This window comes from Paenibacillus sp. FSL R7-0652, assembly GCF_038595045.1.
Taxonomy (GTDB): domain Bacteria; phylum Bacillota; class Bacilli; order Paenibacillales; family Paenibacillaceae; genus Paenibacillus.
Genome location: NZ_CP152001.1, coordinates 3,965,124 through 3,985,782, shown reverse-complemented (window position 1 = coordinate 3,985,782; position 20,659 = coordinate 3,965,124). Strand labels below are relative to the sequence as shown.

17 protein-coding genes are annotated in these 20,659 nt (G+C 47.7%); 10 read left to right on the top strand and 7 right to left on the bottom strand.

Annotated features, from left to right (window positions below; genetic code table 11):
- The first annotated feature begins 137 nt into the window (after window positions 1-137).
- From MKY97_RS17610 to MKY97_RS17595, 4 genes are all read left to right on the top strand, one after another.
- Entirely contained in the window at window positions 138-455 is a 318-nt protein-coding gene (locus MKY97_RS17610; protein ID WP_342551627.1) for a metalloregulator ArsR/SmtB family transcription factor, read from the top strand.
- Complete coding sequence (locus MKY97_RS17605) at window positions 448-2,991, top strand: FAD-dependent oxidoreductase (protein ID WP_342551626.1); 2,544 nt, start codon at window positions 448-450, stop codon at window positions 2,989-2,991. The genes MKY97_RS17610 and MKY97_RS17605 overlap by 8 nt, the downstream gene beginning before the upstream one ends.
- 360 nt (window positions 2,992-3,351) lie before the next feature.
- Window positions 3,352-3,798 carry a MarR family transcriptional regulator gene (locus tag MKY97_RS17600; protein WP_342551625.1) on the top strand — a complete coding sequence of 149 codons (447 nt, stop codon included), beginning with the start codon at window positions 3,352-3,354 and terminating at the stop codon, window positions 3,796-3,798.
- On the top strand, window positions 3,795-5,312 hold the full coding sequence (locus tag MKY97_RS17595) for a DHA2 family efflux MFS transporter permease subunit (protein ID WP_342551624.1): 1,518 nt from the start codon (window positions 3,795-3,797) through the stop codon (window positions 5,310-5,312). The genes MKY97_RS17600 and MKY97_RS17595 overlap by 4 nt, the downstream gene beginning before the upstream one ends.
- A gap of 144 nt (window positions 5,313-5,456) precedes the next feature.
- Here MKY97_RS17595 and MKY97_RS17590 read toward each other — a convergent pair whose 3' ends face one another.
- From MKY97_RS17590 to MKY97_RS17580, 3 genes are all read right to left on the bottom strand, one after another.
- Entirely contained in the window at window positions 5,457-5,807 is a 351-nt protein-coding gene (locus tag MKY97_RS17590; protein ID WP_342551623.1) for an MGMT family protein, read from the bottom strand.
- Between the two features lie 150 nt (window positions 5,808-5,957).
- On the bottom strand, window positions 5,958-6,692 hold the full coding sequence (locus MKY97_RS17585; protein ID WP_342551622.1) for an RluA family pseudouridine synthase: 735 nt from the start codon (window positions 6,690-6,692) through the stop codon (window positions 5,958-5,960).
- Window positions 6,693-6,694: 2 nt separating this feature from the next.
- Complete coding sequence (locus MKY97_RS17580; protein WP_342551621.1) at window positions 6,695-7,558, bottom strand: class I SAM-dependent methyltransferase; 864 nt, start codon at window positions 7,556-7,558, stop codon at window positions 6,695-6,697.
- 255 nt (window positions 7,559-7,813) lie between these two features.
- Here MKY97_RS17580 and MKY97_RS17575 point away from each other — a divergent pair, with 255 nt between their 5' ends.
- From MKY97_RS17575 to MKY97_RS17565, 3 genes are read left to right on the top strand one after another with little or no spacing between them, the layout of a single operon-like run.
- Window positions 7,814-8,266 (top strand): flavodoxin, encoded by a 453-nt coding sequence (locus MKY97_RS17575; RefSeq protein WP_342551620.1) that lies wholly within the window; start codon window positions 7,814-7,816, stop codon window positions 8,264-8,266.
- Window positions 8,215-9,078 carry a hypothetical protein gene (locus MKY97_RS17570; RefSeq protein ID WP_342551619.1) on the top strand — a complete coding sequence of 288 codons (864 nt, stop codon included), beginning with the start codon at window positions 8,215-8,217 and terminating at the stop codon, window positions 9,076-9,078. Before MKY97_RS17575 ends, MKY97_RS17570 begins: the two co-directional genes overlap by 52 nt.
- 47 nt (window positions 9,079-9,125) lie before the next feature.
- Window positions 9,126-9,689 carry a nitroreductase family protein gene (locus tag MKY97_RS17565; protein ID WP_342551618.1) on the top strand — a complete coding sequence of 188 codons (564 nt, stop codon included), beginning with the start codon at window positions 9,126-9,128 and terminating at the stop codon, window positions 9,687-9,689.
- 61 nt (window positions 9,690-9,750) lie between these two features.
- Here MKY97_RS17565 and MKY97_RS17560 read toward each other — a convergent pair whose 3' ends face one another.
- Window positions 9,751-11,208 (bottom strand): 4-hydroxyphenylacetate 3-hydroxylase N-terminal domain-containing protein, encoded by a 1,458-nt coding sequence (locus MKY97_RS17560; protein WP_342551617.1) that lies wholly within the window; start codon window positions 11,206-11,208, stop codon window positions 9,751-9,753.
- A gap of 216 nt (window positions 11,209-11,424) precedes the next feature.
- Window positions 11,425-11,577, bottom strand: coding sequence for a DUF1540 domain-containing protein (locus MKY97_RS17555; protein WP_090917035.1), 153 nt, complete (start codon window positions 11,575-11,577; stop codon window positions 11,425-11,427).
- A gap of 351 nt (window positions 11,578-11,928) precedes the next feature.
- On the opposite strand from MKY97_RS17555, the gene MKY97_RS17550 reads away from it, so the two are divergent.
- Complete coding sequence (locus tag MKY97_RS17550) at window positions 11,929-12,768, top strand: ATP-binding protein (protein WP_342551616.1); 840 nt, start codon at window positions 11,929-11,931, stop codon at window positions 12,766-12,768.
- 48 nt (window positions 12,769-12,816) lie between these two features.
- Here the strand turns inward: MKY97_RS17550 and MKY97_RS17545 are convergent, their stop codons facing one another.
- Together MKY97_RS17545 and MKY97_RS17540 are read right to left on the bottom strand one after the other, a co-directional pair.
- The gene (locus MKY97_RS17545; RefSeq protein WP_342551615.1) at window positions 12,817-14,283 is read right to left on the bottom strand and encodes a HAMP domain-containing sensor histidine kinase; all 1,467 of its coding nucleotides are present in this window, start codon (window positions 14,281-14,283) and stop codon (window positions 12,817-12,819) included.
- Window positions 14,268-14,954 (bottom strand): response regulator transcription factor, encoded by a 687-nt coding sequence (locus MKY97_RS17540; protein ID WP_342551614.1) that lies wholly within the window; start codon window positions 14,952-14,954, stop codon window positions 14,268-14,270. Before MKY97_RS17540 ends, MKY97_RS17545 begins: the two co-directional genes overlap by 16 nt.
- Window positions 14,955-15,147: 193 nt before the next feature.
- On the opposite strand from MKY97_RS17540, the gene MKY97_RS17535 reads away from it, so the two are divergent.
- Both MKY97_RS17535 and MKY97_RS17530 read left to right on the top strand, forming a co-directional pair.
- The gene (locus tag MKY97_RS17535) at window positions 15,148-15,867 is read left to right on the top strand and encodes a YceI family protein (protein ID WP_342551613.1); all 720 of its coding nucleotides are present in this window, start codon (window positions 15,148-15,150) and stop codon (window positions 15,865-15,867) included.
- A gap of 337 nt (window positions 15,868-16,204) precedes the next feature.
- Window positions 16,205-20,593 (top strand): glycosyl hydrolase 53 family protein, encoded by a 4,389-nt coding sequence (locus MKY97_RS17530; RefSeq protein ID WP_342551612.1) that lies wholly within the window; start codon window positions 16,205-16,207, stop codon window positions 20,591-20,593.
- Window positions 20,594-20,659: the final 66 nt, after the last annotated feature.

Sequence of the window (20,659 nt, the reverse complement as noted above, 5' to 3'; positions counted from 1 at the left end):
ATGACTTCATAGGAGCACGTCAAAGGTGCAAATAAAATGATGTTATAGTTAAGGTGCATTTCTTTTGCAAAGATACATTTGACAATTAAATCACTATATCGTAATATTACAATATAACGTTTTAAGGAGGAGTTTTTTTGGAGTTACCTGCGTTTGATCGGAACCAACTAAAACAGTTTGATGAACCAGCTGAGTTTCTTAAGGCGCTGTCCCATCCCGTGCGTTTATGTATCGTTCGTGGTCTGATGCGCAAAAAGAAATGTAACGTTTCATATATGCAGGAATGTTTGGATCTGCCGCAATCAACAGTGTCGCAGCATCTGCAGAAGCTTCGCAGTGCAGGCATTGTTGCCACCGAGCGTAATGGTCTTGAAGTTAATTATGTACTGGCTGATCCACGTGTAGAGCAGCTTGTCCCGATTTTATTTGGAAAGGATGCATGTGAAGATGAATAATCGTAAAAAAGTTTTAATCGTAGGAGGTGTCGCAGGCGGTGCATCTGCTGCTGCCCGCCTCCGACGTCTAGATGAACACGCCGAGATTATCATGTTTGAGAAAGGTCCTTATATTTCATTTGCCAACTGCGGTCTGCCTTATTACATCGGGGGCACGATTGAAGAACGCGGGCGACTTCTCGTGCAAACCCCCCAAGGCATGGAGGATCGATTCAATATCGATGTACGTACCAAGAGTGAGGTTATCGCTGTTGATGCTGGCAAACGAATCGTGCAGGTACGCAGTGCCGAACGCGGCATATACGAGGAAAGTTATGATGAATTAATCTTGTCACCCGGTGCTCGTCCGATTATTCCTGATCTGCCGGGTAAAGAGAACGCGCTGATCTATACTGTGCGAAACATTCCGGATATCGACCGAATCAAAGAACAGATAAATTCTTCTAACAACCAAAGTTCAATCGTCATTGGCGGCGGGTTTATCGGTGTAGAGATGGCTGAGAATTTGAAAGAAGCAGGTCTTGATGTCACGCTGATTGAAGGCAATGACCAGCTGTTAACCCCGTATGATCCTGAGATGGCGGCTGCACTTGCGCAGGAGATGGAGCAGAATGGCGTTCGTCTGTTATTTTCGAAACGTGTTCAAGGCTTCCGTACTCAAGATCAAGGCATCGGCGTTGAACTGGCCGATGGTACTGTACTGTCCGCTGATCTGGTCATCCTGGCGATTGGCGTTACACCAGACACTTCATTTCTGCAGGACAGTGGTGTGGCACTCGGTTCGCGCGGGCATATCCTTGTCAACGAGAAGATGGAGAGCAGTATTCCCCATATCTATGCCGTGGGTGATGCTGTTGAAGTGAAGGATTATGTACATGGGACTCCCGCGGCGATACCTCTTGCAGGTCCAGCGAACAAACAGGGGAGAATTGCAGCAGATCAGATCGCGGGTCTTGCAACAACGTATAAAGGGACACAGGGCACATCCATCATCAAAGTATTCGGATTAACAGCAGCATCCACCGGCAGCAACGAAAGAACGCTTAAACGTATGCAAAAAGACTATCGGACGGTAATCGTACATCCTGCTTCACATGCTTCCTATTATCCAGGTTCCAGTGCTTTGGCATTAAAACTGCTGTTCACTCCGCAGGGCAAACTTCTGGGTGCTCAGGCGGTAGGTTACGAGGGTGTGGACAAACGAATTGATGATATTGCGGTTGCCATTCACTATGGTGGACATGTAAAAGATTTGACGGAACTTGAGCTGAGTTATGCACCGCCCTATTCTTCCGCGAAAGATCCTGTGAATATGGCCGGTTATGCTGCCGAGAATATGATTGACGGACGAGTCAGCTCATTCACATATGATCAGCTTTCAGAGCGTGATCCTGCTGAGTCTATTTTGCTCGATGTACGAAGTGGTCTGGAGCACGGCAATGGTCATATCCCAGGTTCGCTATCGATTCCAGTCGATGAACTTCGTCAGAGGTTAGGCGAGCTGGATGCTTCCAAGGAGATCTGGGTGTACTGTCAGGTTGGGCTTCGTGGATATACGGCATCACAAATCCTGCGTCAGCATGGATATCGGGTGAAAAATCTGAGCGGGGGATATAAGACGTATCGTCAGGCGCAGTTCAAACCTGCAGGAGTTCCAGAAGAAAACAGCCGTGGTGGTAATGGTAATATCGACAGCAACAGCAGTTATATCAAGCGTGTGAAGGAAGGTCAGAGCATTAGTTCTATGAATATTCCTACCAGCCATACAAAGACTGAACCGCAAACAGATACCTCAAACGAGATCCAGATTGATAATGAACTGAATGTATGTGGTCTGAGCTGCCCAGGACCTCTGATTGAAGTCAAACAAAAAATGGATCAGCTAGCAGATGGACAGACCTTACGGGTAAAAGCTTCCGATCCTGGATTCTATGAGGATGTTAAGGCGTGGGCAAACATGTCCGGGTCAGACGTGCTGAAGCTGGAGCGTGATAAAGGAGGCGTAATCGAGGCGATTTTGTCCAAAAATACGTTAACGGATACAAACAGTTCACAGCAGCTGGAAAAAGCCAGTACAATGGTTGTATTCAGCGGTGAACTTGATAAGGCGATTGCTTCATTCATTATTGCTAATGGAGCAGCAGCCAGCGGCCGTAAAGTAACGATGTTTTTCACCTTCTGGGGATTAAATATCATTCGCAAACCTGAACTGAAGCACGCCCCTGTGAAAACAGGTATGGCTCGCATGTTTGATCTGATGCTGCCGAGCAGCAGCCTGAAGCTGGGACTTTCCAAGATGAATATGTTTGGAGCGGGTCCCAAAATGATTCGAGGTCTGATGAAAAAGAATAATGTCGCATCGCTAGAACAGCTCATGCAGTCAGCGATCGCACAAGGGGTTGAGATTGTGGCCTGCCAGATGTCGATGGATCTGATGGGCATACAGCGCGAGGAGTTAATGGATCAGACTGTTATTGGCGGAGTCGGCTATTATCTCGGACAAGCGGATCAGGCGAACCATAATTTATTTATCTAGTGCTCATAGTTTGGAGATTGAACCAAACTTCGAACAAATCCGAACAACAAAAATAAACTTAAAAACTCATTAAATCTCTATTCCACTTTAAGTGGGATGGAGGTTTTTTGCTGTGCAGAGCAGAACTGCAGCGCAAGCGATCAACGAATCTGCATAATCTTATCCCTCAGGGAAAAGCTACATTCAGACTGATTAAATTTACGTAGGCCTGCTTATATATAACATATAATATGTGTAAATATTATTTTAAAATCTATATGTAAAGAGTTGACTATGTAAATATTTTTGTTATAATAAGTAATTGTTCCCCTGATATTTCGTGTACGAAATATTATATTCCATAAGTAAAAGGGTGAAACAATGACGGATACGTACGAAGTATTTTACATTATCAATTCATTTCGACAAGTGAATCAGATGCTTTTCCGGGCATTCTGGAATGAAAACAAGGAGATCGAGCTGACTTCGATCCAGTTTATGGTGTTATCGATTCTTAAAGAGCGACCTTCTCTTGGCATTAATGAGATTGCTGATCTGTGCCATATGGGCAGCAGCTCCATGAGCGCTGTTGTAGAACGTCTTGTAAAAGGCGAATACATCGTGCGGACACGTTCTGATGCGGATCGCCGCTCTGTTATGCTGCAGATCACAGCCAAAGGGGAAAAGGCACAACAGGAGACGCAGCAGCTCTGGATGGAGCGCGTATCACCGATATTGGAGATTTCGAAGGAAGACCTTGAGCACCTGCTTCGCATTCATAGTCTGATGATTGAAAAGTTACAAGGAAGAGAGATGAACAACCTATGAGCACAACAACTGCTGCAGCTCCGTCCTCCGCGATGGACAACATCAAGAAAGGCCCCATTGTAGCCGCCTTGTTGATCGGTGCCTTTGTGGCATTTTTGAACCAAACCCTGATGAACGTAGCTCTTCCTAAAATTATGGAGGATCTCGGCATCGGACCGAACAAAGCCCAGTGGCTTACCACGGGTTACATGCTTGTTAACGGTGTATTAATTCCCGTTACAGCATACTTGATCGCCAAATTTTCTACACGTCAAATATTCATAACAGCCATGACCTTGTTTACCATTGGTACCTTGGTCTGTGGACTTAGTCCGAACTTTTCCATACTTATGGTTGGTCGTGTCATTCAAGCAGCTGGTGCCGGCATTCTGATGCCGCTGATGACTGTAGTATTCCTGACGATTTTCCCGATTGAGAAACGCGGTCAGGCCATGGGTACGATGGGGATTGCGATGATCCTCGCACCAGCGATTGGCCCTACGTTATCGGGTTATATCGTGGAACACTATTCTTGGAGATTGTTGTTCTACATCATTTTGCCATTCTCCGTGATCGCAACAGCGATTGGGATTGCTTTTGTTAAAAATGTAACACGTCAATCCAAACCGAAACTGGATTCAATCGGTGTCATTTTATCAACACTCGGCTTCGGCAGCTTGCTGTATGGATTCAGTGATGCAGGTACAGACGGATGGGGAAGCGCTGTAGTTATCAGCTGTCTGGTTGTAGGTACCATTTCCCTGATTCTGTTCGTTATTCGTCAGCTGACGACAGATCATCCGCTCTTGGAGTTCCGAATCTTCAAATACAATATGTACACCCTGACAACGATTATTAATATGCTTGTCACAATGGCGATGTTTGCAGGGATGATCCTGCTTCCTATCTTCCTGCAAAATATTCGCGGATTCTCAGCGATTGAATCCGGTCTGCTCATGATGCCTGGTGCCATCTTGATGGGCATTATGTCTCCGATTACCGGCCGCATCTTCGATAAAGTCGGTGCACGCTGGCTCTCGGTTGCGGGTCTGGCGATTACAGCGATCACGACGTGGGGGCTCAGCCGTCTGGCGATTGATACCACATACGGATATATGATGTTTATCTACACAGCTCGTATGTTCGGGATGTCGATGCTGATGATGCCGATCCAGACTGCGGGTCTTAACCAGCTGCCTCAGCGTCTCAATGCACATGGTACAGCGATGTCTAACACACTGCGTACAGTCGCAGGCGCGATTGGTACAGCCATTCTTGTAACGATCATGAGCAGCAAGCTCAAGTCTCATCTGGCTGAAACGATGGCAGCGGGTACGATTGATCCAAACAGCAAAAATGCGGTAATGGCTGCCACAGCAGATGCAACGATATATGGGGTTAACTACGCTTTTACGGTGGCAACTTATATGACTATTGCAGCTCTGATTCTGGCCTTCTTTATTCGCAAAACCAAACCGGCTGCCGAGCCGGTAAACGCAGAGCAGGAAAAAGCGAAAAAAACGGCTACAGCTTAATTCGACTTCAAGAATTATTGAAAAAGATAAAAATAAGAGAAAGAGAACTCTTATCTGCAGGCAAAGTACTCATCATGCCGTAGAGAGAGTTCTCTTTTTGTTTTTTGCAAACGAAGCGCTGCATGGTAAAAAAATATGGAACCTTTACTCATCATCTGAAGCGATCGAATCCTGCAGCAGCAGCGCTGGATCAGGTTCATGTCCGAAGCGCTTGAGATCAATGGCACCGTGCAGCCCGAACTGAACTCCTTCACTAATCAGCTCGGTTTCCTGCATCATTCGTGATTCCTCATCCAGGATGGAAATTTGCCCTTTAGCATTAACGACCCTGTGCCAGGGCAGTCGTTCTTTGCGGCTCATGGAGTGCAGTATGCGGACAACCTGTCTTGCCGCCCTCGGGCTTCCGGCGTGCGCCGCAATCTGTCCGTAAGTCATCACTTTTCCCTCGGGGATCGCGGAAATAATAGCAATAACCTGTTTCGTGAATGGGGTCATGAATATCGGCTCCTGTCTTTGGATTAAAAGAACTAACTTTATAGAGTAGATCGTATATTATAAAAAAACGTGTCGTCTGGATGCAGCATCCGAACGACACGCTACAGGTGCAGACACGTACTGCTCCTGGATTGGATAACATTAATCGTATTACAGCCGATTGGCAGCAAAAGCTTCTTCGTAAATATGAGAGGGCCATTCCGCCCAGGGAAACTCTCGTGCAGGCAGGGACTGCAGCACGATATCCTCCTTGGTAACGGGATGGGGGAATGCAGCGATGACAGACCACAGTGCGATCTGCTGCCCCGGCTTGTTCAGGCTGGCGCCGTATTTCTGATCTCCGAATAGCGGACAGCCTGCTTCCTTCATCTGAACGCGGATCTGGTGAGAGCGGCCCGTGTGCAGCTCAATATGAACGAGGCTGTAACGATCATTCTGTCCAATGACCTCATAGTCCAGAACGGCATCTTTGCCGCCAGCTGTGCCTTTAGGAACAGCAGTAACGGTATTGGTTTTACTGTTTTTCAGCAGCGTGTGCTTCAGGGTACCTTGACGTGCAGGCAGTTTCCCGTGAACAACAGCTGCATAGATTTTGCGAAAGTGACGTCCACGGACCGTTTCGGACAACCGTGAAGCGGCTTTGGAGGTCTTGGCAAAGATCATGGCTCCTCCAACGGGACGATCCAGACGATGTACCAGACCCAGATACACATTACCAGGTTTGTTATAACGTTCCTTCAGGTCCTGTTTCAGGAGCGTCAACAGATCGGGATCACCAGATGCATCTTCCTGTGTCGGAACATTCACCGGCTTGGTAATACCTAACAGATGGTTATCTTCGAAAAGAATCTCGATGTCTCCGCCCTCATGAACGAAATCGGCCATAATCAGGACTCCCAGCGGCCCAAAATACCGCACGGCAGATCCAGACCGCTGCGGGTAATCGGCAATCCGATCTCTCCCGCTGTGATCTGTCCGCCATACTTGGCAGACATCGTCATGGTGAGCATATTGCGCAGCACGGTAGAGGAGATGCCGGTCGTATACGAATTCACAAGCATAAACAGCGGGTTGTCCGACAGGATTGTCATACACGACTTGATGAATGGATACAGATTCTCCTCCAGCTTCCATGTTTCACCGTTCGGACCGCGCCCATAGGATGGAGGGTCCATAATAATTGCATCGTATTTGTTGCCGCGGCGCTGTTCACGCTGCACGAATTTGAACACATCGTCCGTGATGAAACGAACAGGACGATCCGCCAGTCCAGACAGCTGCACATTTTCTTTGGCCCACTGTACCATGCCCTTGGCAGCATCGCAGTGTACTACGGAAGCGCCGGCGTATGCTGCTGCAACTGTTGCTCCACCGGTGTAGGCGAACAGGTTCAGCACAGAAATGGGGCGGCCTGCATTCGCTATTTTATCCATCATCCAGCTCCAGTTAGCCGCTTGTTCAGGGAACAATCCTGTATGTTTAAAGCTGGTCGGTTTAATGTGGAATTTCAAGTTTTCGTATCCGATCGTCCAGCGCTCAGGAATCGGTTTTTTCATATCCCAACTGCCGCCGCCGGAAGAGCTGCGGTGGTAATGACCATGAGCTTGACGCCACTCATGAGTTTCTTGTTCAAGCGGCCAGATAATCTGTGGGTCGGGTCTGCGTAAGATGACATCTCCCCAACGCTCCAGCTTCTCGCCGCCTCCAGTATCAATCACTTCATAGTCTTTCCAGTTCTTTGCTACGTACATAGTGGTTTATCCATCCTTCAAATTTCATTTGGATACTATTGTACAACAAAAAAGGGGCTGTACGCCAGCTGACCTACCGTCAATCAAGCCTATCCTGACGAATTTCGACAGAAAATAGAAGAGGGGGAATTAAAAATTAATTTGACAATGATAATCATTATCAATTATGATTTTGATAATCCGATATTGAATCAATTCCGGAGCGTATTCCGGGAACACATAAGAACATAACAAATATGAAGTGAGGGACAATAGATGGCTAAATGGTTAGTGGCTTATGCCAGCATGACAGGAAATACGGAAGAGATTGCTGAACTGATTGTAGAAGGCATTTCACAGGACGGTCATGAAGTTGACTTGAAGTCCGTAACTGACTGCAATGCTGCGGATGTATTAGATTATGATGGATTCATGATTGGTGTATATACCTGGGGAGACGGCGAGCTGCCGGATGAATTTCTGGATTTCTACGAAGAACTGGATGAGCTTGATCTGAACGGAAAAAGAGCGGCAGTCTTCGGAAGCGGAGATACATCCTATGAGCAGTTCTGTGCAGCTGTTGATCTCACAGCCGAGAAGCTGCGGGAACGTGGGGCGGAAGTATCACCTGAGACGCTGAAAATTGAATACAGTCCGCTGGAGCAGGAGAAAGAAACATGCCGGGATTTTGGCAGACGTTTTGCTGCTGCCGGTGTGCAGGTGTCCTGATCGAAATGCTGCAGCGTGATTTTCATGCATCCATGACTGCGGGGAGCAGTGAGCTTCACGGACGCTTGCTTGAAGACTACAAGCTCGAAGAGATGCTGCGAAGCCCGTACCGGTTCATCCGCCCTGAACCTTCGGCTGCGCAGCGCCCAGTGCTGGAGTGGCGACACCGTGTACAATATGCGGTGAGCCATGCCATTAATCATTTTTACAGTATGGACCTTGATGTGCGTAAAGAAATTCCAATTCAGTATGTGCTTGAGAAATGGTGGCCCAGAAAAACGGATGGATTTGATTCCGTTCTTCATTATTGGGATGTTAAACATAAAATGATCGATGAGCTGTCCCTTGCGATTGCGGCGAATGATGATCTGAAGCGGCCAGTGATTTTATTTGAACAATGGAAAACCGAAGTACCTTCCTTACAGATGGTTTTATCGATTATCTTTCAAACGGCCTGGCAGCCGGAAGGCTGGGACAAACTGCTTATTCAGAAATATATGGTGGTTCATGATGCCAATGTTGTGGAAGCCTTCCAGCATATGGTCAATGTGTTCTGCTGGGAAGCATTTGGCAGGCTGCCGGGAATGATTGAAATCTACTGCCTGATGGAAGGACGTAAGATCAGGTACATACCAGGCCGTCAATCGCTGCAGCGATCTATGGATTATATCCGTCTTATCCGGGACAGCATGCCTAAAGCCGAGAAGCAGGTATCTGAACACTTTACAGCGAAAGACAAAATCCGTGTGCACGAAGAAGTGGATCGTTGGAGATCAGAAGGAGCAAAGCATCAGAAAACCTGGTTAATGTAACATTTGAGAAACGGAGACGCAGCGCTAATTCGGAGGAGGGAACACGGGTGACGTTATTAAGACAAGATGTTAGCGATGGTAAAAGAAGAGCAGGAACATGGGAGTTCAGCTCCATGCCTGTACCCCAAACAGTGATCAGACAGCTGCTGGATGAAGCAGACCCGTCTTTGTATGTTACGAGTCCGTCACCCTGGCGTTTTATGCTGTTCTCCGGTGAGGGCAGGCAGCTCTACATGGAGGCGGTCAGACAGAGCTATCCGCCGCATCTTGCGGACTGTCACGGAAGCTGGGCTGCATATCAATATACGGAAGCTATTCCGGCTCACCTCGTTGTGGTCGCCCCTGCGAATACGCAGGAGGATCACGTACTGCCCGCCAAGGCATGGAGCAAACGATTCTGTATTTTGGCTGCAGAACAGGGATTACATGCGGTCTGGAAAACAAATGATTATCAGCAGCATCCGGTTTTTCTGAAACTGATGGGACTTACTTCCGATGAAAGAGTGCTGGGCGTATTTCATATCGGCTATGGAGACCATTCAGGTTTGCGTCACATCGGACCTGTCAGACCTGCATCTGAACTTATGACAGTATACGACCATCTGGTGTGAAGGGCAGCGAAAGATGTTAGACTTGCTGCCCTCACTACAAACTTACCGGATGGTGTAAATGCTACCGTACATGCTTCGCAAGAAAGTGGCGAACACGTTCCCGCTCGGATTGATCCTGCAGACTGGCTGTATATAAGCGATTTGAAACGGTGATGGTGTTGCCGAAGAAAAATCGTTCGAACTGAGTCTGTCTGCCTCCAAAAGATCCTGCACCAAGCTCCCAAATCAAGCGAAACAGTGCATTCCGTTCCTTAGATTCCATGTCTGAGCCTTTGAGATAGATGTTTAAAAAGTCAGCTGCACCCGATTGGAAATCCTCTTCTTGCGGAACCATGATCATGCCGCTGGAACTGAGCAGCTGCAGTATTTCAATCATCTCGGGATAAAGCTTCGGGTATAGAAGATTGGCGGCCATCAGCGGTTTGGGAGCCGGTAATAAAAATCCCCTGCCGTCGGATATGGCACCAGCTTCCGAAGCGAGAGCCAAAGCTTTTAATGATTCAAGACCCGCGAGAGCACGTGCTGTTTTCTCAACAACATGAGCTTCGCTTTTGAGATCAAGTGTATCCGTAAGCAGTTGAATGGCGCCGAGTACAAATTCAGTTTTGGCAATATAACGGCACAGCACCTGATGCCCGGCATGGATGTGGAAATTACTTTCGCTGAAGAGCGTTGAAGACATCTGTTCATCACCCGCAAAAAAAATACGGTCATGCGGTACAAGCACGTGGTCAAAGATGACGATATTGTCCATTTCTTCATACCTGGAGCTTAAGGGATAGTTGTAATTCGAGGCAGCGGCATAGGTGTCCCGACAGATTAAACTGATGCCGGGAAGATCATTCGGAACGGCAAAAGAGAAGGCAAACGGATTCTCATCATCAAAAGGTGCCGGAGAAGGGGAAGGATATACGAAAATTTCGTCCGAAGTAGCGGCCTGTGTCGCCATCATAAACGCACCGTTAATAATAAGCCCCTCATCTGTGCGATCCACGACTTTGGCGGCAATAGCATCTTCCGTGGCATCCATCTGTCCTGAAATTTTGCTCGCATGCGGCTGGATGAAAGCGTGGGACAGTGTAATGTCATGGTCGCGGCAGTAAGCATAGTAATTTTTCAGATTGTCAGCATATTGGGGAGAGAGTTCGTTCAACAGATCAGCAGCTGTGTAAAAAGACATAATTGCCGTGTTCATGTAATCGGGCGAACGTCCCAGGAAACCGTGATGGGTCTGAGCCCATATGGTCATGGCTTCACGTCTTCGGCTAAGATCGCTGACTTGGGTTGGAGGCAGGAAAGACATCCCTACAGGTTTCCCATCTGCCGGCGATGCGTACGTCATCCGTTCTGTCAGCTGCGGATCGGACTGGAGGTCGTACATGTCCATCTGGGTTTTCATCAAGCCGGAAAAGGCGATGTGCTCCGAGCGTTTACCGGTAAGCAGTTCTCCTTTGTACCAGCAGGGAACGGTCTGTGCATTGATTCGTTCACAATACTGCATGCCAGTTTTAGCGGGCATTGTTCTTCACCTCTTAATTCATGGTTCATGAGCACATTTATTTCTATCCTTATACTACGTGAAGCTGCTCTCTAATGTGCTGATGACCAGATGGTGAAAATTTTGCATCCAGGGCTTGATAATAATTATCATTCTTGCTACAATAAACAAAGAAAAAGGAACCCTTTAGGGCTCCTCAGGTGAAGCAGTTAGCCATAGTTACTTTAATTACTTCTCTTACTTCACTTCAAATGTTTTGCAGTCTGTTTCAGCAGACTCACTTGCTTCTTTGGAAGCGTGGCTCACGATATAAATGGAAGATGCATTACATTTGTTTTCTTGAGCCCAATGACGACAGGAATTCACTTCACACAATACGTCTTTTGCCATGATTGTCAACCTCACTTTTAGTTGGATTTACATTCGTTGGTACAAAGAGATCCGGATGCGCAAGTTGCCGCTTGCTGATCTGGAAATTTTTTACGCTCTCATGAATTTAGAGGGCTTTTTTGCGTTATACACAACGATGCATCTTCAGAATAGCAAATTTCACCGTCCCATGCAACTAAACAGAGGCCGCGGAGACTGATTTATGCGAACAGGAAGGCAGCGCTTTGCAAAGAGGATGCTCTATGTTATTATTTAATAGTAAAATTTACGATTAAAACCAAAGGGATCACTGCCAATACATTATTTCATTGGAACGGATACATATTTTTATTGAAGGAGCTGCACATCCACATGAGCAAAATGAATAACTCAAGCCGCATCCCGCGCGCCAAGGGAATAGACATGGCCGCTTTTTACACACCAAAAGAATGCAGACGAAAAGCACAGCATATTGTCTTCTCGGCTGAGAATGAACGAATGATTGAAGAGTTCATTACAATTCTGGGCATGAAGGAGAAGTTCAGAGAACATGATATATCCACCCCTAATAAAATGGTCATGTTTGGCCCTCCGGGTACGGGGAAAACATTAACTGCTTCTTATCTGGCTCAGAGACTGGAGCTGCCGCTTGTGCTGGTCAGAATAGACGCACTCATTCACAGCCATCTGGGGGAAACAGGCAGCAATGTACGCAAATTGTTTGAATATGCGCGTCTTCATCCCTGTGTGCTGTTTCTTGACGAGTTTGATGCGATTGGCCGGACACGAGAAAGTAACGACGAAGTCAAAGAGATGGCCAGAGTTGTCAATACGCTGCTGCAGTGTTTGGATGAATTCGAAGGAGACAGCATCCTGGTCGCTGCCACGAATCTGGAGATACAGCTGGATCATGCCATCTGGCGCCGCTTTGATACCAAGATGACGTACGCGATGCCGGATGAAGACAGCCGCAGACTATATATCAGTAAACTGGTTGGAACATTTGAGCGGGAGAACAGCCTGGAGGATTACATCTCTACACGTCTGGCTGGCTGCAGCTATGCAGATGTGGAGCAGGTTGTGTTAAAAGCAAAGCGGAAAGCGATCATCGGCAGCTGCGCTCTGCACAAGCAGTTGATTACTGATGCGTACGAAGAGTATAGACCTCGAGTACTGGAAGGTTCTAATCAAGAAAGCCCGGCTTCCTTCTGAAAGGAATACCGGGCTTTTTTTACTGCTATTCAGATCCAGCAATACGGATCAAGCTTTGACAGGTGAGCGATAGGTTTTTTCCGGGATAACCACTTCCTGCCGGGAAGTCCAGCGTGGCAGACTTAATCTGAAAATACTTCCTTCAGGACCGCTGGATACTAGTGTTAACTCCCCGTCCTGTTCCTGAGCCAGAAGCCGGCTGTACGTTAAACCGAGACCCAAGCCGCGATTGCGGCGTTTTTTCAGCTCACCCCGATAAAACCGTTCAAAAATGTTAGCCTGATCCTCTAAGGAAATACCCGTTCCGTTGTCCTGCACATCAACATGCAGCATGTCATCTTCTGCAACCAGATGCATATGGAATACAGCTTGCTGCCCAGGAGCTGTGGCCTGCAGCCCGTTATTCAGCAGGTTAACTACAATCTGCTGGATACGGAGAGCATCTCCCATCACGTAAAGTGACCCCGGCGGGGCATGCAGCTGAACCTCCGGCATGTGTTCCTCATACGCAATCTTCCATTGGTATATGATTTCACCGACGAGAAGCTTCAGATCGGTCCGTTCCTTCCGGACAGCGACACTTCCTGCGGTCATGGCATTGTAATCGAGCAAATCTGCAATCATACGCTCCATGCGTTCGGATTCTTTCAGAGCGATATCCAGAAACTCTTTGCCTTCCTGCGGACTGACGACATCGTCTCGCACGGCCATCACGAGTCCTTTAATTGAGGTAACAGGCGTTTTGAGTTCATGACTTACTCCCGCAAGGGAAAGCGCGCGCCATTCTTCGAGCTGCCGCAGACGGGCCGCCATATCCCCAAAGGAGCTTACAAGCTCGTTCATCTCCCGCTCGCGTGTTCTAATATCCAGGCTTACATCGTAATTGCCGCCGCGTATTTGCTCTGCTGCATAAGCAACCTGACGAATCGGCCTCGATAACTTCTTGGACAGCAGGTATATCGTAAACCAGCCGCACAGAATAAGACCTCCGAAAATCAGTGCGACAAGCCATATCGTCTCCGGACCAAATGTTATGGATTGTTTGGACTGCATGACCCATACTTTGCCCAGCGTTTGATCACCGTCAACAATGTTCACCGTCACACCCGCATACTTGCTGTTGCGGGGTTCAAGGAAATCGTCAGAGAGTCGATAATAGACGTCTTCCTGTTCCATTTTAGGCTGAGAGAAGACCAGTTTATTGTTATTGTCCAGCACGATGACACAAAAATAGTGATCGGTATTAAACAGCTTCTCACGGCTGCTTACAATCGTATTCAGGTCAGGCGGCACCTGTAATTGATGATTTTTCACGGTCACTCGATCGGCGATCTCCCAACCGAGCAGCTCAGCTGTTTTCAAACCTTTTTCTAAAGAAGTTGTCCGAATCCAGTACAGCGCACCTGCGGCAATCACCGAGAATCCGATACATAAAATCAGAAAGTAGCGCAGGGTCCAGTGTGACAAAATAGAAGTGGTTCGCTTCGGTTCGGTTGATGTCAGTTGGCGATCCAAAATTGATACCCCATTCCTCGCAGCGTTCGAATTTCTCCTGTGTCTGTTGTCCAGTGAGAGAGTGCCTGACGCAGTCGTTTGATGGATAGATCGACAGCACGATCGCTGCCCTCATAGTCCATTCCCCATACTTGTTCAATCAGATGATCTCTGGTGAATGTACGGTTGGGATGCTCGGACAGAAAAATAAGCAGAGACAGATCTCGTGGAGTCAGTGCAACTTCTGCGCCATTCAGCAGGACCTGCTTGGCAGCAAGATCAATGACCAGATTGCCAAAGGAGCGCCGATCCTGTCCTCCGGAAGTCCAGTGCGGGTTCCGCCGCAGTACAGCATTCACGCGTGCAACCACTTCCTCGGGGACAAACGGTTTGCTCATATAATCATCAGCACCGGCATTTAATCCGTTAAGCCGATCTGTTATATCATCCAGTGCAGTTAGCATAATGACGGGACAAGCACTCTTTTCCCGAAATATTCGCAATAGATCCCATCCGTCCATGCCAGGCAGCATAACGTCTAGAAGTATGATAGACGGATTGACCGAATCAAAAAGGGTTACAGCAGCCGGGCCATCCGCTGCATGATGAACTTCAAACTCGGCTTTTCTCAGATAAGCAGCCAAAACACGTGCGATTGCCTGCTCATCCTCAACGATAAGTACAGATTTCAAACAGGGTGTTCTCCTTTCACAGACAAGCTTGTGTACTGATTTTACATGAGGCAGCGCATAAAGCCAATCCCGTTTTCACGTTTTGAAAAAAAATGAAAAGAAATCTTATCTTGACTTCTTCCTGACACATTGGGCTGTTAAGATCCATATCAAGAGCAGTGATTAACCATACGATACTGGAGGAATTATAGAGATGAATAAAAAGGCGAAAACGTGGATTATTACAGGGGTAACCGCAGCAGTTATCATTGGTGCGGGCGGTTATTACTTTACGAATAGTTACTTGGGAAATAACGTTGAGATTGAACAGGTTCTTCCGGCGAGCACAGCAGCATCCACTACAGCCGCAGACACCGGCACAGCAAAAGCTGTGGAGAATAAAAAGGCAGGAGCAGACCAGCTGAATGGAGACTGGAATATTAGTCAGGGATCGAAAGTATACTTTTCTGTAACCACATCACAGGAAACCGTAAATTTTGTAGACGATCAGGTTAGCGGGAAATGGACGCTGAATGTGGATGACCCCGCTAAATCCCAGGCTGAAGGTAAAATTGAGATGAACGGTATCGATTCCGGTAACGGTCAGCGGGACGAGCATGTGAAAAGCGCGGATTTCTTCGATATGGCTCAGTATCCGCAGGCGACATTCAAAGCCACTTCATTTGAAGGCCTGCCTTCCGAGTGGACAGAGGGGCAGACCGTAGATTTGAAAATGAAAGGAACGCTGACCGTTAAAGGTGTTGAAAAAGAAGTCACATTTGACGCAAAAGCGGCTTATCAAAACAATCAGGTGCTGCTGTCGGGCACAACGATGGTTACGTTCGAAGACTTTGGTATGAAGAATCCACACTCGGTAGTACTCTCCACTGAAAATGATATCCAGGTCCGCCTTGAATTGAAACTGGCGAAATAACCGTTTACTTTCAATATAAAACTGGCGAAATAACTGTTTACTTTCAATATAGAGATTTCCAACTTACAAAGATTCATAAGCACCCCATTCGATGAACTTTATATCATCTGCTCTGTTCTGCTTTCAAGAGGACGAGCAGATTTTTTGCTTTTCGGTCCGATGGGAAATAGAGTGAAGCGATACATTTTAAGGTTGGAGGGAATCTACTTTGTTAAAATAACTGCTGTTTCCTTGCAAAAATACCGTGTTAGCGATGATCGTGAAGCGCTTACAATAAAGAGGGTTCATAACATTCATTGATCCAAGCATACACAAACACGAGAAGGGGAGATCAAGGGTGAATAAGAGGTACATAAGCGGTTGTCTGGTTTTACTGCTGTTATTCTGTGATCTGGGTCTGGCTGCAAGGCCTGCAGAAGCAGCAAGAAATAATGTGGCGCTGAACAAACCGGTAACGGTGAGTGCGGAAGATTCCGTGAATAACGGACAGAAGGAAAACGCAGTGGATGGTAACTCAGACACGCGTTGGAGTGCGCCCGGCCCAAGTAAAGCTGATGAGCCGCACTGGTTGATGGTAAACCTGGAAGGGCAGTACAAGCTGTCTGGTGCGGAAATCACATGGAAAGACGAAGATCAGAACAAGGACAAGTTCATTGAATATACTGTTGAAGTTTCACCAGACGGCAGCAGTTGGACTCCAGTCGCGGACAGCCCTAATAAAACGGGAGGGAAAACGACCAGTCTCGATTTCACAACGGATACGCCAGTTCAATACGTGAGAGTAACGATTCCATTCTATCTGGATGATGGATACTGGCCCGGCATATCTGAATTCAAAGTGTGGGGAGAAGTAGAAGGCACCGAGCCGGCGAACATCGAAAGTTACGATCCGGTAGAAGTCAGCACGCTTCGGGGTAATGCCCCAGTGCTGCCAACCGAGGTGAAAGCCCATTATGAGAATGAGAAATCGGGTATGGTCTCCGTAACCTGGGACAGTGTTGACGAGACACAGTATGAACAAGCGGGTGAATTCACTGTGACTGGAGCGGTCTACGGCACAGAGAAGAGACCTGCTGCTAAGGTTATCGTTCAAGGTTATCGTTCCGACTATGTGAGAGGTGTCGATATCTCCACACTGACAGCGATTGAAGAAAAAGGCGGCAAATATTTTGACAGCAATGGCACAGAGCGGGACCTGCTTGATATTCTGAAGGATCGCGGTGTGAATTATGTGCGTTTACGTTTGTGGAATGATCCGCAGAAATCAGGTGGATATAACGATAAAGCGGATGTCATCCGAATGGCTGTGCGTGCAAAACAAAAAGGGATGAAAGTACTGCTTGATTTCCATTACTCCGATGAATGGGCTCACCCTGGGCAGCAGCTTCGGCCGAAAGCATGGGAGGGTTACGACTTTAATCAATTGAAGCAGGCCGTATACGATTATACAGTTGAAGTCGTTGGAGAGATGAAGCAGGCAGGTGCCATGCCGGATATGGTGCAGATCGGTAACGAGATCAACAATGGCCTTCTGAACGGAGGAGCCAAAATCAATATGGAGGAAAACAAAGCCTTACTTCAGCAGGGGATTGCCGGGGTTCGCAAAGTTGAAGGGTCTAATGTCAATCGAGCCGATCGGGCGAAGATAATGATTCATCTGGCTGAAGGCGGGAATGCCGAGTTGTTTAAATGGTACTTTGGGGAACTGGAAAGCAAAGGAGAAGAGGAAGGACTGGATTATGACATTATCGGATTGTCTTATTATCCGTTCTGGCATGGAACCTTTGCTGATGTGCAGAAAACGATGGATGAAGTATCAGTCCTCTATAACAAGGATGTCATCATTGCAGAAACTTCCTATCCGTTCTCTTATAAGAACGGGGACGCACATGGAAATATTATCGGTTCGGACCAGGCGCTTCATACTGGAGGTGCAGTGTTCCCGGCAACAGAGCAGGGTCAGCATGATGCGATCGCAGGGATTATGGACTTGGTTGCTAAGGTGCCGAACAATCATGGTGCAGGTTTCTTCTACTGGGAGCCGGCGTGGATTCCGGCAGGTGTAGGCTGGATTGCCTCCGAGGGCGATGCTTGGGAAAATCAAGGCATGTTTGACTATGACGAATATCCGGCCAATGGTGGACATTCGTATGAAGGACGGGCGCTTTGGTCTCTCGATGTGTATAAAAGAGGGCTGGATCAGATGCCGACAGATCGGCAGCAGCTGGCTGCAGCACTGAACCGGGCAAATGCTCTTGTGAAAACGGACTTCACAGCTGAAACCTGGGGCAGTTTGGCTCCGGCGATCGTCACTGCACAAGAAGTATATAGTAAAGCATATACGCCGGGTGGTGTGAGTCAAGATGAAACAAATGCAGCGGCAGCCGAACTGGAGCGCGTCATGTCAGAGCTTGGAGTGATTCCGCCGAAACGTGAGGAGCTTAACGATGTAATTCAAAAAGCGGGAGGCTATCAAGAAACGGACTGGTCAGCAGCAACATGGAGCATATTCAGCAAAGCGCTGGAGCATGCGAAAACGGCTGCCGCCAACCCGAAAGCAACCCAAACGGATGTGAATCAAGCAGCCGAGCGTTTGAAATCAGCTATTTTAGGACTGTCCGATGTGGATAAAACAAAACTGCATGAGTACATTCAGCTGATGCAGCAGGAGAATGAATCCTCCTATACGCGCCGAAGCTGGTCTGTTCTGCAGCAAGCACTGCAGGATGCCATTCAGGTTAGAGACCAAACTGGCACGGTGCAGTCTGAGGTCAATACAGCACTGAATACTTTAAAACAAGCCTTTACTAATCTGGTCGAACTGGAGGCATTGACGACAGGCAAAACAGCATCGGCTTCATCCAGCGCAGGAACGGGCGGTAATCAGAACAACTCACCCAAAGGTGCAATCGATGATAATCCAAGCACCTCATGGGGAACGAATGAGGGTCCGGGTGAAAATACCTGGTGGACCGTGGATTTGGGGCAGGCTGCCAATCTGCGCAAGATAGAGATGTCCATGTGGAGCGGCGGAATCAAATATAAAATAGATGTATCCAATGACAATGAGCATTTCAAGACAGTGGTAGACACGACAAGTGATGTCGTGGTATCTACATCTCCGAGTCATGTTCTGCCCGAAGGAACAGAGGCACGTTATATTCGTGTGACTATTACAGCAGGTTCCGATTGGGTTGGTTTTATGGAGTTTGAGGCATATGGTACATTTCCGGCTGATAAAACGGCATTAAAATCAACTGTGGCATCTGCAGCAGCATTAAAGCAGGCTGATTATACTTCTTCAAGCTGGAGTGTTTTCAGTAAAGCACTGCTTGAAGCACAGCAGCTTGTTCAGGACGTTGAAGCTTCTGCAAAAGAGTTGAGCATGGCAGCACAGCGGCTAAATGATGCGGCTGCACAGCTGGCGAAGCCAAATACAGCACCGGGTACGGGACAGCCATCTCAGCCGGGCAGTGCATCCCAGCCATCCGTGCCTTCTGCAGGTTCGAATATCCCAGCAGTCACACCGAAGCCAGCACCGGGCAGCGAGCCGGTCACCGGTTCAGTTAAGGTGAAAGGTACACCAACGGTAGATGGCATATATGAATTTCGTCCAAGTACAGCCGAGTTTGCTAAAGCATTGAAGTCAATGGACTCCGCCAAGCGTATGCTCCAGCTGGCAGCTGATGTACCGGACAGCTTCAAAGCGGTAACGTTCCAAATCCCATCGAGTCAGCTGTCCTCTTGGATGAAGTCGGAGGAAGTACAGTCAATTGAGGTTGTGGCAGGTAAAACAATCGTCCGTATCCCGCTGCGTTCGCTGCCGCTGACGATTGCGGAAACAGCAGGCACGTTAGATGTCGTTGTTTCGGAAGGCTCAGACAATGTACTGTCAGCATCACAACGGGCAGCAATTGACAACTCATCGGCTGTTCGAGTCGATATGCTATTAAACAACAAGTCGTTCCCATGGGCCAACAGAGCAGTAGAAGTGGTTTTGTCCGATGTAGAGCCTGTAAAAACAAAAGATACAGTGATGGTTGTGAATGCAATCTCCACGGATGGTGAATTACAGCCTCTGACATACTTCAAGTATGATCAAGCTGCAGCAGCAATGGCATTCAAGCCGACACAGGCCGGCAGTTATGTGATTACGAACGCAGAGGTGCCTTTAAAGGACCTGCAGCATCATACCTGGGCTGTTCAGGAAATTCGGGCCCTCTATGGTAAAGGCATCATTGCAGGTGTAAGTGCATCACGTTTTGAACCGCAGGATGAACTGACCCGCGCACAATTTTTGCAGATGATCGTTAAAGTGATCGGGAAAGCAAATCAGACAAATTCCTCGATTACATTACCGACGGATGTAAAGGCTGATCATTGGTACGCGGACACGGTCCGTACGGGTATCGAAATGAACATCGTTCAGGGACGGGCAGATGGAACATTTGGGGCAAGCGATCGCATCTCCCGTGAAGATATGGCGGTGATGCTTTATCGGGCAGTGAAGGCGGCACAACGTGACAACAGCTCCGCTTCTGTAAATGGTCAGCTTGAGTTCAGAGATCAAGATGCCATAGCCGAGTATGCAAGAGAAGCGGCAGCAGCCATGCAGCAGCTCGGTGTACTGCATGGACTGCCTGACGGTACCTTTGCTCCAAAACAAACGGCAAATCGTGCACAGGGTGCAGTTGCGACGGCGAGATTGCTGGAACTGCTGTATTAGGGTGGAACTGCAGGTTTGCCAAACGATTTAAATAAACAAAAAGAGATCGAATACGGTATTCGGTCT

Coding starts and splice junctions, on each gene's coding strand:
- MKY97_RS17550 (WP_342551616.1), top strand. CDS start 11,929: ATGAGCAAAATGAATAACTCAAGCCGCATCCCGCGCGCCAAGGGAATA.
- MKY97_RS17575 (WP_342551620.1), top strand. CDS start 7,814: ATGGCTAAATGGTTAGTGGCTTATGCCAGCATGACAGGAAATACGGAA.
- MKY97_RS17595 (WP_342551624.1), top strand. CDS start 3,795: ATGAGCACAACAACTGCTGCAGCTCCGTCCTCCGCGATGGACAACATC.
- MKY97_RS17535 (WP_342551613.1), top strand. CDS start 15,148: ATGAATAAAAAGGCGAAAACGTGGATTATTACAGGGGTAACCGCAGCA.
- MKY97_RS17605 (WP_342551626.1), top strand. CDS start 448: ATGAATAATCGTAAAAAAGTTTTAATCGTAGGAGGTGTCGCAGGCGGT.
- MKY97_RS17600 (WP_342551625.1), top strand. CDS start 3,352: ATGACGGATACGTACGAAGTATTTTACATTATCAATTCATTTCGACAA.
- MKY97_RS17555 (WP_090917035.1), bottom strand. CDS start 11,577: ATGGCAAAAGACGTATTGTGTGAAGTGAATTCCTGTCGTCATTGGGCT.
- MKY97_RS17570 (WP_342551619.1), top strand. CDS start 8,215: ATGCCGGGATTTTGGCAGACGTTTTGCTGCTGCCGGTGTGCAGGTGTC.
- MKY97_RS17590 (WP_342551623.1), bottom strand. CDS start 5,807: ATGACCCCATTCACGAAACAGGTTATTGCTATTATTTCCGCGATCCCC.
- MKY97_RS17585 (WP_342551622.1), bottom strand. CDS start 6,692: ATGGCCGATTTCGTTCATGAGGGCGGAGACATCGAGATTCTTTTCGAA.
- MKY97_RS17560 (WP_342551617.1), bottom strand. CDS start 11,208: ATGCCCGCTAAAACTGGCATGCAGTATTGTGAACGAATCAATGCACAG.
- MKY97_RS17580 (WP_342551621.1), bottom strand. CDS start 7,558: ATGTACGTAGCAAAGAACTGGAAAGACTATGAAGTGATTGATACTGGA.